This is a genomic window from Mesorhizobium liriopis, assembly GCF_024053505.1.
GTDB lineage: Bacteria > Pseudomonadota > Alphaproteobacteria > Rhizobiales > Rhizobiaceae > Mesorhizobium_B > Mesorhizobium_B liriopis.
In genome coordinates this window covers 161,866-174,186 of record NZ_JAMXQS010000006.1, presented here as the reverse complement: position 1 = coordinate 174,186, position 12,321 = coordinate 161,866, and the positions used below count along the sequence as shown (strand labels likewise).

The window sequence follows — 12,321 nt, the reverse complement described above, 5'->3', positions numbered from 1 at the left end:
CCCTACATTTTCTGAATAATCGGCGCATCGCCGCTGTTCCCGGAACTGCCTGCCGCGAGCAGGGCGGGCACGATCTTTTCGGCCGTATCCACCACAAGCGGCTGAACCAGGTGACCGGTATGGACGAAACCCTCCGTGCGCATGTGATCGAGAAGTGTGAGCATCGGGTCCCAGAAGCCGTTGATGTTGGCAAACAGGATCGGTTTGTGGTGACGGCCGAGCTGTCCCCAGGTCATGATCTCGACGATCTCCTCCAGCGTGCCGATGCCGCCGGGCATTGCAACGAAGGCATCGGAGCGCTCGAACATCGCGTGCTTGCGCTCATGCATGTTCTCGGTGATGGTGACTTCGGTCAGATGCGCCAGCGCATCGCGCGACGCCTCCTTGTCGAGCAGAAAGCTCGGAATGATGCCGGTGACCGTGCCGCCCGCGGCCATCGCCCCTTCGGCGACCGCGCCCATGATGCCGCGCGTGCCACCGCCATAAACAAGTCTCAGCCCGGCCTCGCCGATGCTTCGGCCCAGCGCGACGCCCGCCGCTCGATAAAGCCCACCGTTCCCGTTGGAGGAACCGCAATACACGCAGACGGATCGAATCATGGTCATGGGAAACTGATTGGGGATGGCGCTCGTAACTCGTCAAGAGCGCAGCACGCGTTTCTTGTGAGCGCCGGCAAAAGCCGCTAAATCCATGGGGGTGGTGGGAGCTGGAAGAATGGCTAACAAGCCGTTGAAGATATTTTTGTTTGTGCTGGGCGGTGTGCTGGCTGTGACTGGCGCGGCATATGTCGCCGGCCGCTGGCAGCCGAGCGCTTCGCCGTCGCAACAAGCCGCGCAGAATGGTGCTGTCAATTCGCCGGTGGCTGGAACGACGAGCAAGGAAGGTCGCACCACGGACGTCGCCGCGAGCGCGCCGAAGGGTGATCGGACGTCTGTCGGCACTGAACAGGCCACAACGCCGCCAGCTGACATGGCGCAGCCCGAACAAGGGACGGCGCCATCATCGGCGAATGCGAACCCTGCCGCAGCAATTGTCGCGACGCCGTCCTTCGACGTCGTTCGGGTCGAGGGTGATGGTTCGGCAGTCGTGGCGGGGCAGGCGGCGCCGAACGCCAAGGTCGAACTTCGGCTCGGCGGCAAGGTCCTAGGCAGTGCGCAGGCGGGACCGGGGGGCGATTTCGCTATCGTTCTCGACCAGCCGCTCGAGCCCGGCAACCACCAGATCGAGCTCCAGGCGACAGGTCCCGATGGCAAGCCGGTCGTCTCCCCGCAAACGGCCACCGTTTCCGTGCCCATGCAGCCGAACGGCCAAGTGCTGGCGATGGTCGATCAGCCGGGTGAGGCGAGCCGAATCCTGACGGCACCGCAGCCCGACAGCAACGCCGCTGTGCAACCCGCACAGCCGATGCCGGATGTGGCGACACAAAGTCAGGCGTCGGGCGGTTCTCAGACGCCAACAGCACAGAGTGCGCCGTCGAAAACGTCTGCTCCCAGCGGTGCCGAGGTTGCAGTAACCGAGACGCAGCCCCGCGTCACGGTACCTGCTGGAGCGCCCGGCTCGCAGAATGCGGTAGCAGTCAAGGCCGTCGAAATCGAAGGCCGCAAGGTCTTCGTCGCAGGCAGTGCCGCGCCGGGCGCAACCGTCCGTGTTTATGCGGGCGAGACGCTGCTGGGCGATGCCAAGGCGTCGCCCGATGGCCAGTTCCTGGTCGAAGCGCAGCGCGACCTTGCGGTCGGAAATTACGTCGTCCGCGCGGATGTGCTCGGCGCGGACGGAAAAGTGACGGCTCGCGCCGCAGTGCCGTTCCAGCGTGAGCCTGGAGAGACGCTCGCCGCCGTGGCACCGAGCACTCCCGCAAAGGCGACCGCTGCTCCCACATCCGATGCGACGACATCCCAGACGTCGCCTGCTGCTCCCGGCACGCCGGCTGGTGCAGTTGGTGCGCAAAGCGCTGCTGACGGTCCAATCGGCGAACAGGCGGCTGCACAGACCAACGGCGCTGGGTCGTCTGAGCCCGGCGCATCGACAGCGCAATCCGCCGCTGGCTCAGGGCAGGGCGACGCCCATAGTGCCGATACCGCCGTCGCCTCGGCGCACACAGCGGCGCAGACCGATGAGAACTTGTCGCCAGCACTTCAGAACGTCGATGGCGCCGTGATCATCCGGCGCGGCGACAATCTCTGGCGCATTTCGCGCCGGGTCTACGGCTTCGGCACGCGCTACTCGACCATTTACCTCGCCAACCAGCAGCAGATCACCAACCCGAACCGCATCTGGCCGGGTCAGGTTTTCACGGTGCCCAATAAATCTGCAGAGGGTGAAGCAGCGAATATGGGCGCGATGGGCGAGCAGTCCGTCTCGAACCCGCCTGCGGCGAACTGACCATTCTCCAATTCGCATGTTGAAGAGCCAATATTCATCGTCTATCGGCGATAGACGATGAATAATTCCTCCGTATCAGCGGGCATGGGCGATGTTGCCAAGGGCTTCGCGGCCCTTGGTCACCCGCGCCGCCTTGAAATTCTGCAGCATCTTCTCCTGGAACGGAGCTGTTGCTGCGGGCAGGTCGTGGCTCGGCTCGATCTCGCGCAATCGACCGTATCCCAGCATCTCAGGGTGCTGGTGGATGCCGGCTTGGTGAAACAAGCGGCACAGGGTCAAAAGTCGCTGTTCACTGTCGAACTTGCCGCGTTCGAGCAGCTTCAGGCCGAACTCGCGAGACTGTCCGCTTGCTGCGTTGAAAAGGCCTGACGCCATGGCGCAGAAAACAGTTTCGGCCGAAACCGGCTCGACTTTCCGCACGCTCGCCAATCTCTGGGAATATATGTGGCCGAAAGATCGGCCCGATCTCAGATGGCGTGTGATCTGGGCGACGTTCTTTCTCGTCATCGCCAAGGTCGTCCTGATCGGCGTCCCATATTTCTTCAAATGGGCGACCGATGCGCTGGCCGACGAGCCTCAGGGCCTGCCGGACCTGCCGCCGATCCTGCTGGCGCCGGTCGCGCTAGTCATCGGCTACAACGTCGTCCGCCTCGTGCAATGGGGTTTCAACCAGCTGCGCGATGCGCTTTTCGCAAGCGTCGGCCAGTATGCGGTGCGCCAGCTCGCCTATCGCACTTTCGTGCACATGCACCAGCTGTCGCTGCGCTTTCATCTCGAACGGCGCACGGGCGGCCTGTCGCGTATCATCGAGCGCGGCACGAAGGGCATCGAGACGATTGTCCGCTTCACGATCCTCAACTCCCTGCCCACCGTTCTCGAGTTCGCCCTGACCGCAGGCGTCTTCGCCTTCGCCTATGGCTGGTCCTATGTGGCGGTGATCGCCATCACCGTCGCGGTCTATGTGTGGTTCACGATCCGCGCCAGCGACTGGCGCATCGGCATCCGGCGCGAGCAGAATGAGTCCGATACCGACGCCAACACCAAGGCCATCGACTCGCTGCTTAATTTCGAGACGGTGAAGTATTTCAACAATGAGCGCATGGAGGCCGAGCGCTTCGACCGCTCCATGGCGCGTTACGAGGTGGCCGCAACCAAAGGCTGGACCTCGCTCGGCTGGCTGAATTTCGGTCAGGGCATGATCTTCGGCATCGGCATGACGGTTGCCATGGTCATGTCCGCCCGCGAAGTGATGGCCGGCACACAGACCGTGGGCGATTTCGTCTTCATCAACACGATGCTGATGCAGCTTTCCGTGCCGCTCAACTTCATCGGCTTCATCTACCGCGAAGTACGCCAGGGGCTTACCGACATCGAACAGATGTTCGACCTGCTGGATGTACCGCAGGAAGTGCAGGATGCGCCGAATGCGAAGCCGCTGGTGGTGGGTAAAGGCACTATCGAGTTTCGCAATGTGAGCTTTGCCTACGATCCGGCACGACCGATCCTCAAGAACGTCTCTTTCGAAGTGCCGGCCGGGCGCACTGTCGCAATCGTCGGTCCATCGGGTGCGGGCAAGTCGACGATCTCGCGCCTGTTGTTCCGCTTCTACGACATCCAAGGCGGCGAGATCCTGGTGGACGGGCAGAACATTGCCTCGGTCGAGCAGGAAAGCCTCCGTCGTGAGATAGGCATGGTCCCCCAGGATACCGTGCTCTTCAACGACACCATCGCCTACAACATCCGCTATGGCCGAACCGATGCGAGCGAAGAGGATGTGCGTCGTGCGGCCGAATTGGCACAGATCGGTCCGTTCATCGAACGCCTGCCCGATGGCTACCGAACCATGGTCGGCGAGCGCGGCCTGAAGCTTTCAGGCGGCGAGAAACAGCGTGTCGCCATCGCGCGCACGATTCTCAAAGCGCCGCCGATCCTCATGCTCGACGAGGCGACTTCTGCGCTCGACACGCAGACCGAGCAAGAGATACAGGCCGCGCTCGATCTGGTCAGTCGAGGTCGTACCACGCTGGTCATCGCGCACCGCCTCTCCACCGTGATTTCGGCCGATGAGATCATCGTGCTCAAGGATGGCGAGATCGCCGAACGCGGCACCCATGGCGAGCTTCTGGCAAGCAACGGCCTCTACGCCTCCATGTGGCAACGCCAGCGCGAGGCGACCGAGGCCGAAGAGAAGCTGCGCATCGCGCGTGAAGCGGATGAAGAGGGCTTCGTCGTGCGTCGGCGCCCTGTCGGCGTCCCTTGAAGCCATGCCGCATTGCGGCTGGCTAAGCCTTTGTTTACTGACAGGCTTGCCGCAACAGGGAATTCCCGACACGCGATGAGCCTCTCCGATACCATTCGCAAGACCTTCGTGCCCATTCACCGCGAGGGCTATCCGTTTATCGCGGCTTTCGCGGTCGTGACCATCCTGCTCGGGCTCTGGTCCACCTCGCTGTTCTGGATAGGTGCGATCCTCACAGCATGGTGCGCCTATTTCTACCGAGATCCGGTTCGCGTTACGCCAACCGACGACCGGCTTGTGATCAGCCCGGCGGATGGCATCGTGTCCGCCGTCGGCCCCGCCATTCCGCCGCGCGAACTGGGGTTGGGCGACATTGAGCTGACACGCGTCTCGGTGTTCATGAATGTCTTCTCCTGCCACATCAATCGTTCCCCGGTGCGTGGCCGCATCGCCCGCATCGAGTATCGTCCGGGCAAGTTCCTGAATGCCGATCTCGACAAGGCGAGTGCCGAGAACGAGCGCAACAGCCTGTTGATCGAAGGACCACACGGCCAAATCGCCGTGACCCAGGTTGCCGGCTTGGTGGCCCGTCGCATCCTGTGCTGGTCGCGTGGCGGTGACGCCATCGGCATGGGCGAGCGCTTCGGTCTGATCCGCTTCGGCTCGCGTCTCGATGTTTATCTGCCCGCCGGCTTCACCACCCGTGTGGCGGTCGGCCAAACTGCGGTTGGCGGCGAAACTGTCATCGCCGAGTTCGGCGCTTCCGTGCCGTCGTCTCTCGTTCGGGTGAGCTGAACCATGGTCGGCCCATTCCAGCCCTTCGAACCCCATGGCAGCGGCGGCCCGCGCATCCGTGAAATTCCGATGCGCCTCTTGGTGCCGAACCTTATTACGGTGCTCGCGATCTGCGCCGGCCTGTCTGGCGTCCGCCTGGCCTTCGAGGGTCGCTTCGAGCCGGCAGTGGTGATGGTTCTGATCGCTGCCTTTCTCGACGGCATCGATGGCCGCATAGCGCGGATGATGAAGGCCACCTCACGCTTCGGCGCTCAGATGGATTCGCTGGCCGATATCGTCAATTTCGGTGTGGCGCCGGCCCTCGTGCTCTACGCCTACCTGCTCGACCTCACGCGCTCGCCGGGCTGGATCGCGGCGCTTCTCTTCACCATCGCATGCGGTCTGCGCCTTGCGCGATTCAACGTCCTCGATGAATTGGACGAGGAGCATGCACGGCCTGCCTGGCAGATCGAGTACTTTGTTGGCGTGCCCGCGCCTGCCGGCGCGGTGCTCGTGCTCTTGCCGATCTATGTTTCCTTCCTTGATTTCGTCACGCCGGACCGAACCTTTGCCTACATTTCGGCGGCCTATACGGTGCTGATCGCGTTCCTTCTCGTCAGCCGCCTGCCGGTCTGGTCGGCGAAGAGCTTTCGATTGAGGCGCGAATATGCGCTGCCGGCCATTCTCGCCGCAGCCTTCTATGTCGTATTGCTGGTCGTTTATCCGTGGGGAACGCTGAGCCTGTCGACGCTCGCCTATCTCATCTTCTTGCCGTTGAGCGCACGAGCCTATTCACGGCGCGCCGATATCGAAGAGGCGAAAGCCGGACCTGATCACTCAGGCATCTGATACGAGGTCCAGCGATCGGGCTTGGCCTCATAGATCATGCGCGTGCGCGTTTCGCTCGGTGAAGCGAGCGGCATGATGCGAGCGGCGATCTCGGACGGATGGGGCAGGGTGCTCGGGTCTTCGCCCGGCACGGCTTGAGCGCGCATCGCCGTGCGCGTGGCACCAGGGTTAACCGAGTTCACGCGCAGCGGCGAGTTCTTGGTTTCGTCCGCCCACGACCGCGCCAGCGCTTCGACTGCTGCCTTGGACGCCGCATACGGCCCCCAGAACGCCTTGGCGCTATGCGCCGCACCCGACGACATGATGATGGCGCGGCCGGCATCGGACAGGCGAAGCAGCGGATCGACCGAGCGGATCAGCCGCCAAGTCGCAGTCACGTTTACTTCCATGACTTTCTCGAACACCTTCGCCTCGACATGGCCGATGGGGGAGATGGTGCCTAGAATGCCGGCATTGGCGAAGAGCACGTCGAGTTTGCCCCAACGCTCATGGATGGCGCCGCCTAAGCGGTCGATGCCCTTCATGTCGGCCAAATCGAGCGGAACCAGAGTTGCCTCGCCGCCCGCCGCCTTGATCTCGTCGTCCAGCTCCTCGAGCCCGCCGACCGTGCGCGCGACCGCGATCACATGCGCGCCGGCTTCGGCAGATTGCTTGGCAAGATGATAACCGATGCCGCGCGAGGCACCGGTGACGAGGACGATGCGTCCCGCAAGATCGACAGTCACCTTATGCGCCTGCTGCGAGCAGTGTCAGCGGCCGCACATTGTCCACGCCTTCATGATCCACCAAGCGCGTCGGATACTCGGCGGTGAAACAGGCATCGCAGAACTGTGGCGTCTCGTTGTTGCGGTTCGTTTCACCGACAGCGCGGTAAAGCCCGTCGATCGAAAGGAATCCGAGCGAGTCCACGCGGATGAAATCCGCCATTTCTTCGACCGACATGCGCGAGGCGAGAAGCTTGGCAGTCTCGGGCGTATCGACGCCATAGAAGCATGAGGAGCGCGTCGGCGGAGAAGCGATGCGCATATGCACCTCCTTCGCGCCCGCATCGCGGACCATCTGCACGATCTTTTGGCTAGTGGTGCCACGCACGATGGAGTCGTCCACCAGCACCACGCGCTTGCCCTCGATCATCCGGCGGTTCGCGTTGTGCTTGAGCTTCACGCCCATATGCCGGATCGAGTCCCCCGGCTGGATGAAGGTGCGGCCGACATAGTGATTGCGAATGATGCCGAGTTCGAAGGGAATATTCGCAGCCTGCGCGAAGCCGATCGCTGCCGGCACGCCGGAATCCGGCACGGGCACGACTACGTCAGCCTCGACCGGGCTTTCCAACGCAAGTTCCACCCCGATCTGCTTGCGGGCTTCATAGACGTTGCGGCCCTCGATCATCGAATCCGGCCGCGCGAAATAGACATACTCGAACACGCAGAAGCGCGACTTGACCGGCTCGAACGGAAACCGGCTCTCGATCCCCTTATTAGTGATGATCACCATCTCGCCCGGCTTCACATCGCGCACGAAACGCGCACCGATGATGTCGAGCGCGCAGGTTTCGGAGGCAAGGATATAGGCACCGTCGAGATCGCCTAGCACCAGCGGGCGAATGCCGAGCGGATCGCGGCAACCGATCATCTTCTTGGTCGTCAGCGCGACGAGCGAGAATGCGCCTTCGATCTGGCGCACGGCATCGATGAAGCGCGCATTGGTGTCACGCTCCTTGCTGGTGGCGACGAGGTGCAGGATCGTCTCGGTGTCCGAGGTCGAGGAGAAGATCGATCCCTGCTTCTGCAACACGCGCTGAACGGCACGGGCATTGGTGAGATTGCCGTTATGCGCAACCGCGAAGCCACCATCCGCGAGTTCTGCGAAGAACGGCTGGATATTGCGCATGCCACCGCCGCCGGAGGTGGCGTAACGGGTATGCCCGATAGCACGGCTTCCCTTGAGCCGCTCGATCACGTCCGGCCTCGTGAAGGCATCGCTGATCAGACCGGCGTGACGTTCCACGTGGAACTGCTGCCCGTCATAAGAAACGATACCGGCCGCTTCCTGGCCGCGATGCTGCAGGGCATGAAGGCCGAGCGTCACGATGGCGCCGGCATCCTGGCGTCCGAAGATACCGAAGACGCCACACTCGTCGTGGAAGTAGTCGTCTGCCTCGGCCATCAGCTCGGTTTGCTGGGACATGGGTTCAGTCTCCGCGAGAGCCACGCATATAGGAAAGGGCGGGCACTGTCGCTACTCAATCAATTGTCAGCCGGCGGCGCATCCACAGGTGCGTTGTCAGTGGGCGGTGAGGCCTCGTCGGACGGCGCTACCTCTGCGGGCGGTGTCGTCGAAGGCTGCTCGGTGGTCTCACCCGGACGCAGACGGCGCAGCAGCGAATCTTCGGGGTCGGCCGGCAGCTTCGCTTCGATCCACTGGCCGATGGATTCGAGCCAGGGGCGTGACTTGGCGTTGGCTATCCAGGCAGGCGGATTGGTGCCGACGAGCCAGTTGAAGAACATCAGCGCAACGGCAACCACGATCACGCCGCGTGCGACACCATAGAGGAAACCGAGCGTGCGATCCAACGCGCCCACGCGGCTGTCGATAATGAAGTCGGCGATCTTCATCGTGATCAAGGTGATGACGATCAGGGCGATCACGAACACCGCCCCGGCTGCCGCGGCAAGCGCCAGCTGCGCGCTGCTCACGTAAGGCTGCACATAGGGCAGGGCATAGGGGTAGAGGAAATAGGCGGCGATCGCGGCGCCGGCCCATGAAGCGATCGACAGAATCTCGCGCGAAAAGCCACGCACCATGGCGAGAACGGCGGAAACGAGCGTGAAGCCGACGAGGATTCCGTCGAGCAGCGTAATCGGCATCGCGAGAATGGACCCCCTCGTCCAAGTAAGGCAGTTCCGGAAACGGTAAGCCCCGCTCTGTCCCCGAAAATGCGGCCAAAACAAGCCTTGAACGGCGCGGTGGACCCGCGCTGCCCCAGAATTCTCGATTGCCGGCTGTTCGAGCAGGCAAAGCGAATGCCACTTTGCCCTCTCGGCCTTTAATCGTCGTCCGCCTCCCGCCTCAGCCGGGCGCCAGCGATCCGCGAAACCAGATCGATCAGCATGCGCGGCTGGAAGCCTTTGCTGCCGATCCCGCTCAGCGTCTCTTCGCTGGAAGCCGGCATCACGGCCTGTCCGAAGCCGAGCTTTTCGGCCTCCTTGAGCCGGGCCTGCGCATGCGCAACCGGCCTGATGGCACCCGACAGGCTGATCTCGCCGAAATAAACGCAATCCGCGGGCAGGGCAAGGCTGGTCATGGAGGAGACCAGGGCTGCCGCCACGGCCAGATCCGCTGCCGGCTCGCTGATGCGATAGCCGCCCGCGACATTGAGATAAACGTCATGCTGACCGAAGCGGACACCGCAATGCGCTTCGAGCACCGCGAGTACCATGGACAGCCGCGCGCCGTCCCACCCGACCACCGCGCGGCGTGGTGTGCCAAGGGAAGTGGGGGCAACCAGCGCCTGAATCTCGACCAGCACCGGCCGCGTGCCTTCCATGCCGGCGAAGACCGCAGCACCCGGCGCCTTCTCCTGCCGCTCGCCGAGGAAGAGTTCGGAAGGGTTCGAGACCTCACGCAGACCCTTATCGCCCATCTCGAACACGCCGATTTCGTCGGTCGGCCCGAAACGGTTCTTCACAGTGCGCAGGATGCGATAGTGATGCCCGCCTTCGCCCTCGAAATAGAGCACGCCGTCGACCATGTGCTCGACCACACGAGGACCCGCGATCTGGCCCTCCTTGGTGACGTGGCCGACAAGCACGATGGCCGAGCCCGACGCCTTGGCGAAGCGGATCATGCTCTGGGCGGAGCTGCGGACCTGCGTGACGGTGCCGGGTGCGGATTCCACAAGGTCGGTCCAAAGCGTCTGGATCGAATCGAGAATCACGAGATCGGGGTGCTTGCCATCGGCGAGGGTGGCGAGGATGTCCTCGACATTCGTTTCGGCTGCCAGCTCGACCGGGGCAGATGCCACGCCCAAACGCTGTGCCCGCAGGCGCACCTGCGCGACCGCTTCCTCGCCCGAGACATAGACGATGCGATAGCCTTTACTCGCGAGTGCCGCCGCCGCCTGCATCAACAGCGTCGATTTGCCGATGCCGGGGTCACCACCGACCAGCAGTGCCGAGCCGGGCACGAACCCACCACCTGTGGCGCGGTCGAGTTCCGCGATGCCAGTGACGATGCGCGGCGCATCCTCGATCTCGCCTTGCAGCGAGGTCAGCGCAACCGGACGGCCCTTGCGAGCCGAACGCATCGCGGCCGGTCCGCCGCCGATGCCGCCGGACGTCCCTTCTTCGACGATCGTGTTCCAGGCCCCGCAGGCGTCGCACTTGCCCGCCCACCGGCTGTAAACCGTCCCGCAGTTCTGACAGATGAATTGAGCGCGCGGCTTAGCCATCAGCCGCGCGCTCCCGATGCTGGGTGCTTCAAGGGATTACTCGTATTGAACAGGCAGGCGGTCTTCCTCGGCGAGGTCGAAGAAGCGCGTGAATTCGGACTGGAAGCCGAGAGGCACCGAGCCCGTGGGACCGTGACGCTGCTTGGCGATGATCACTTCGGATTTGCCGCGCATCTCATTCATGTTGTTTTCCCACTGCACGTATTCCTCCGTGCCGGGCTTGGGCTCCTTGTTCTTGAGGTAGTACTCCTCGCGATACACGAAGAGCACAACGTCGGCGTCCTGCTCGATCGAGCCCGATTCGCGAAGGTCGGAAAGCTGCGGACGCTTGTCGTCGCGGTTCTCGACCTGACGCGAAAGCTGGGACAGCGCGATGATCGGCACCGCGAGCTCCTTGCCGAGCGCCTTCAGGCCGGTGGTGATCTCGGTCACCTCCTGCACGCGGTTCTGGCTGTTCTTCGAAGAGCCCTGCATCAGCTGGATATAGTCGATCACCAGAAGATCCAGCCCCCGTTGACGCTTGAGACGGCGGGCACGCGCGGCGAGCTGCGCGATGGAAATGCCGCCCGTCGCATCGATATAGAGGGGAACCCTCTCCATCTGAATCGCACAGGCCGTGAGCTTTTCGAAATCAACCTCGGTAATCTCACCGCGACGGATCTTGGAGGAGGCGATTTCCGTCTGCTCGGAAATGATACGGGTCGCAAGCTGCTCGGACGACATTTCGAGCGAGAAGAAGCCGACGACGCCGCCGTTCTTGGCTTTGAACGAGCCGTCGGCCTGCTGGATCGGCTCATATACCGACGCGATATTATAGGCGATGTTGGTCGCAAGCGAGGTCTTGCCCATGCCGGGACGCCCGGCGAGCACGATCAAGTCGGAGGGCTGCAGGCCACCCATGCGCTTGTCGAGATCGCGCAGACCAGTTGAGATGCCCGACAGGCCTCCATCCCGCATGTAGGCGGCGTTGGCCATGTCGATCGCGGTCTTCACCGCGTCGTTGAACGATTCGAAGCCGCCATCGTAGCGACCGCTTTCGGCCAGGCTGAAAAGCTTTCGCTCGGCATCCTCGATCTGACTTTGCGGCGAGCTGTCGACCGGCGAATCGTAGGCGACGTTTACCATGTCCTCGCCGACCGAAATCAGCGAACGGCGGGTGGCTAGATCGTAGATGGCACGGCCATAGTCCGAGGCGTTGATGATGGTCACGGCTTCGGCTGCGAGGCGCGCGAGATAGAAGGCAACGGTCATGTCGCCGACTTTCTCGTCAGCGGGCAGGAAGGTCTTGATCGTCACCGGGCTGACCGTCTTGCCCATGCGGATCATGTCGCCCGCGACCTCGTAGATCTTACGGTGCAGCGGCTCGAAGAAGTGCTCGGGCTTGAGAAAGTCCGTGACACGATAAAGCGCGTCATTGTTGACGAGGATGGCGCCCAGCAGGGCCTGCTCGGCCTCGATGTTGCTGGGAGCCTCGCGATAAAGCGGGGTTTCGACAAGACCGATCTTACGGGCAGGTTCAGCCATGACAGTCGATTGCTCCAACGAAAAGAAAGCAGGTTAGCGGGGTGAGGCGATTCGGGCGAACCCGACTTGCCTCATTCAGACCCGGTGCCCGCGATTCACA

At 62.9% G+C, this 12,321-nt stretch carries 11 protein-coding genes; 5 read left to right on the top strand and 6 right to left on the bottom strand.

What is annotated here, in order from left to right:
• Window positions 1–2: 2 nt before the first annotated feature.
• A complete protein-coding gene (locus tag NGM99_RS12990; RefSeq protein ID WP_252819557.1) occupies window positions 3–605 on the bottom strand; it encodes an LOG family protein in 603 nt (200 codons plus the stop codon).
• A gap of 109 nt (window positions 606–714) precedes the next feature.
• Here NGM99_RS12990 and NGM99_RS12985 point away from each other — a divergent pair, with 109 nt between their 5' ends.
• Genes NGM99_RS12985 through NGM99_RS12965 form a run of 5 tightly spaced genes read left to right on the top strand, consistent with a single transcriptional unit; the run spans window position 715 to window position 6,244 of the window.
• Entirely contained in the window at window positions 715–2,382 is a 1,668-nt protein-coding gene (locus NGM99_RS12985) for a LysM peptidoglycan-binding domain-containing protein (protein WP_252819556.1), read from the top strand.
• A 57-nt stretch (window positions 2,383–2,439) separates the two neighbouring features.
• The gene (locus NGM99_RS12980) at window positions 2,440–2,751 is read left to right on the top strand and encodes an ArsR/SmtB family transcription factor (protein WP_353937417.1); all 312 of its coding nucleotides are present in this window, start codon (window positions 2,440–2,442) and stop codon (window positions 2,749–2,751) included.
• Between the two features lie 4 nt (window positions 2,752–2,755).
• Window positions 2,756–4,642 carry an ABCB family ABC transporter ATP-binding protein/permease gene (locus NGM99_RS12975; RefSeq protein WP_252819552.1) on the top strand — a complete coding sequence of 629 codons (1,887 nt, stop codon included), beginning with the start codon at window positions 2,756–2,758 and terminating at the stop codon, window positions 4,640–4,642.
• A gap of 30 nt (window positions 4,643–4,672) precedes the next feature.
• Window positions 4,673–5,416, top strand: coding sequence for a phosphatidylserine decarboxylase (locus tag NGM99_RS12970; protein WP_289852471.1), 744 nt, complete (start codon window positions 4,673–4,675; stop codon window positions 5,414–5,416).
• 3 nt (window positions 5,417–5,419) lie between these two features.
• On the top strand, window positions 5,420–6,244 hold the full coding sequence (locus NGM99_RS12965; protein ID WP_252819549.1) for a CDP-alcohol phosphatidyltransferase family protein: 825 nt from the start codon (window positions 5,420–5,422) through the stop codon (window positions 6,242–6,244).
• Here NGM99_RS12965 and NGM99_RS12960 read toward each other — a convergent pair.
• The 5 genes from NGM99_RS12960 to NGM99_RS12940 form a co-directional block, all read right to left on the bottom strand.
• A complete protein-coding gene (locus NGM99_RS12960) occupies window positions 6,229–6,969 on the bottom strand; it encodes an SDR family NAD(P)-dependent oxidoreductase (protein WP_252819547.1) in 741 nt (246 codons plus the stop codon). The genes NGM99_RS12965 and NGM99_RS12960 overlap by 16 nt on opposite strands.
• Before the next feature lies 1 nt (window position 6,970).
• Window positions 6,971–8,434 (bottom strand): amidophosphoribosyltransferase, encoded by a 1,464-nt coding sequence (gene purF / locus NGM99_RS12955; RefSeq protein ID WP_252819546.1) that lies wholly within the window; start codon window positions 8,432–8,434, stop codon window positions 6,971–6,973.
• A 59-nt stretch (window positions 8,435–8,493) separates the two neighbouring features.
• Window positions 8,494–9,114, bottom strand: coding sequence for a CvpA family protein (locus tag NGM99_RS12950; RefSeq protein ID WP_252819544.1), 621 nt, complete (start codon window positions 9,112–9,114; stop codon window positions 8,494–8,496).
• Window positions 9,115–9,293: 179 nt separating this feature from the next.
• Window positions 9,294–10,697 (bottom strand): DNA repair protein RadA, encoded by a 1,404-nt coding sequence (gene radA / locus NGM99_RS12945; RefSeq protein WP_252819542.1) that lies wholly within the window; start codon window positions 10,695–10,697, stop codon window positions 9,294–9,296.
• Between the two features lie 36 nt (window positions 10,698–10,733).
• Window positions 10,734–12,221 (bottom strand): replicative DNA helicase, encoded by a 1,488-nt coding sequence (locus tag NGM99_RS12940; protein ID WP_252819540.1) that lies wholly within the window; start codon window positions 12,219–12,221, stop codon window positions 10,734–10,736.
• Window positions 12,222–12,321 lie beyond the last annotated feature (100 nt).

Coding starts and splice junctions, on each gene's coding strand:
- NGM99_RS12990 (WP_252819557.1), bottom strand. CDS start 605: ATGACCATGATTCGATCCGTCTGCGTGTATTGCGGTTCCTCCAACGGG.
- NGM99_RS12985 (WP_252819556.1), top strand. CDS start 715: ATGGCTAACAAGCCGTTGAAGATATTTTTGTTTGTGCTGGGCGGTGTG.
- NGM99_RS12980 (WP_353937417.1), top strand. CDS start 2,440: ATGAATAATTCCTCCGTATCAGCGGGCATGGGCGATGTTGCCAAGGGC.
- NGM99_RS12975 (WP_252819552.1), top strand. CDS start 2,756: ATGGCGCAGAAAACAGTTTCGGCCGAAACCGGCTCGACTTTCCGCACG.
- NGM99_RS12965 (WP_252819549.1), top strand. CDS start 5,420: ATGGTCGGCCCATTCCAGCCCTTCGAACCCCATGGCAGCGGCGGCCCG.
- purF (WP_252819546.1), bottom strand. CDS start 8,434: ATGTCCCAGCAAACCGAGCTGATGGCCGAGGCAGACGACTACTTCCAC.
- NGM99_RS12950 (WP_252819544.1), bottom strand. CDS start 9,114: ATGCCGATTACGCTGCTCGACGGAATCCTCGTCGGCTTCACGCTCGTT.
- radA (WP_252819542.1), bottom strand. CDS start 10,697: ATGGCTAAGCCGCGCGCTCAATTCATCTGTCAGAACTGCGGGACGGTT.
- NGM99_RS12940 (WP_252819540.1), bottom strand. CDS start 12,221: ATGGCTGAACCTGCCCGTAAGATCGGTCTTGTCGAAACCCCGCTTTAT.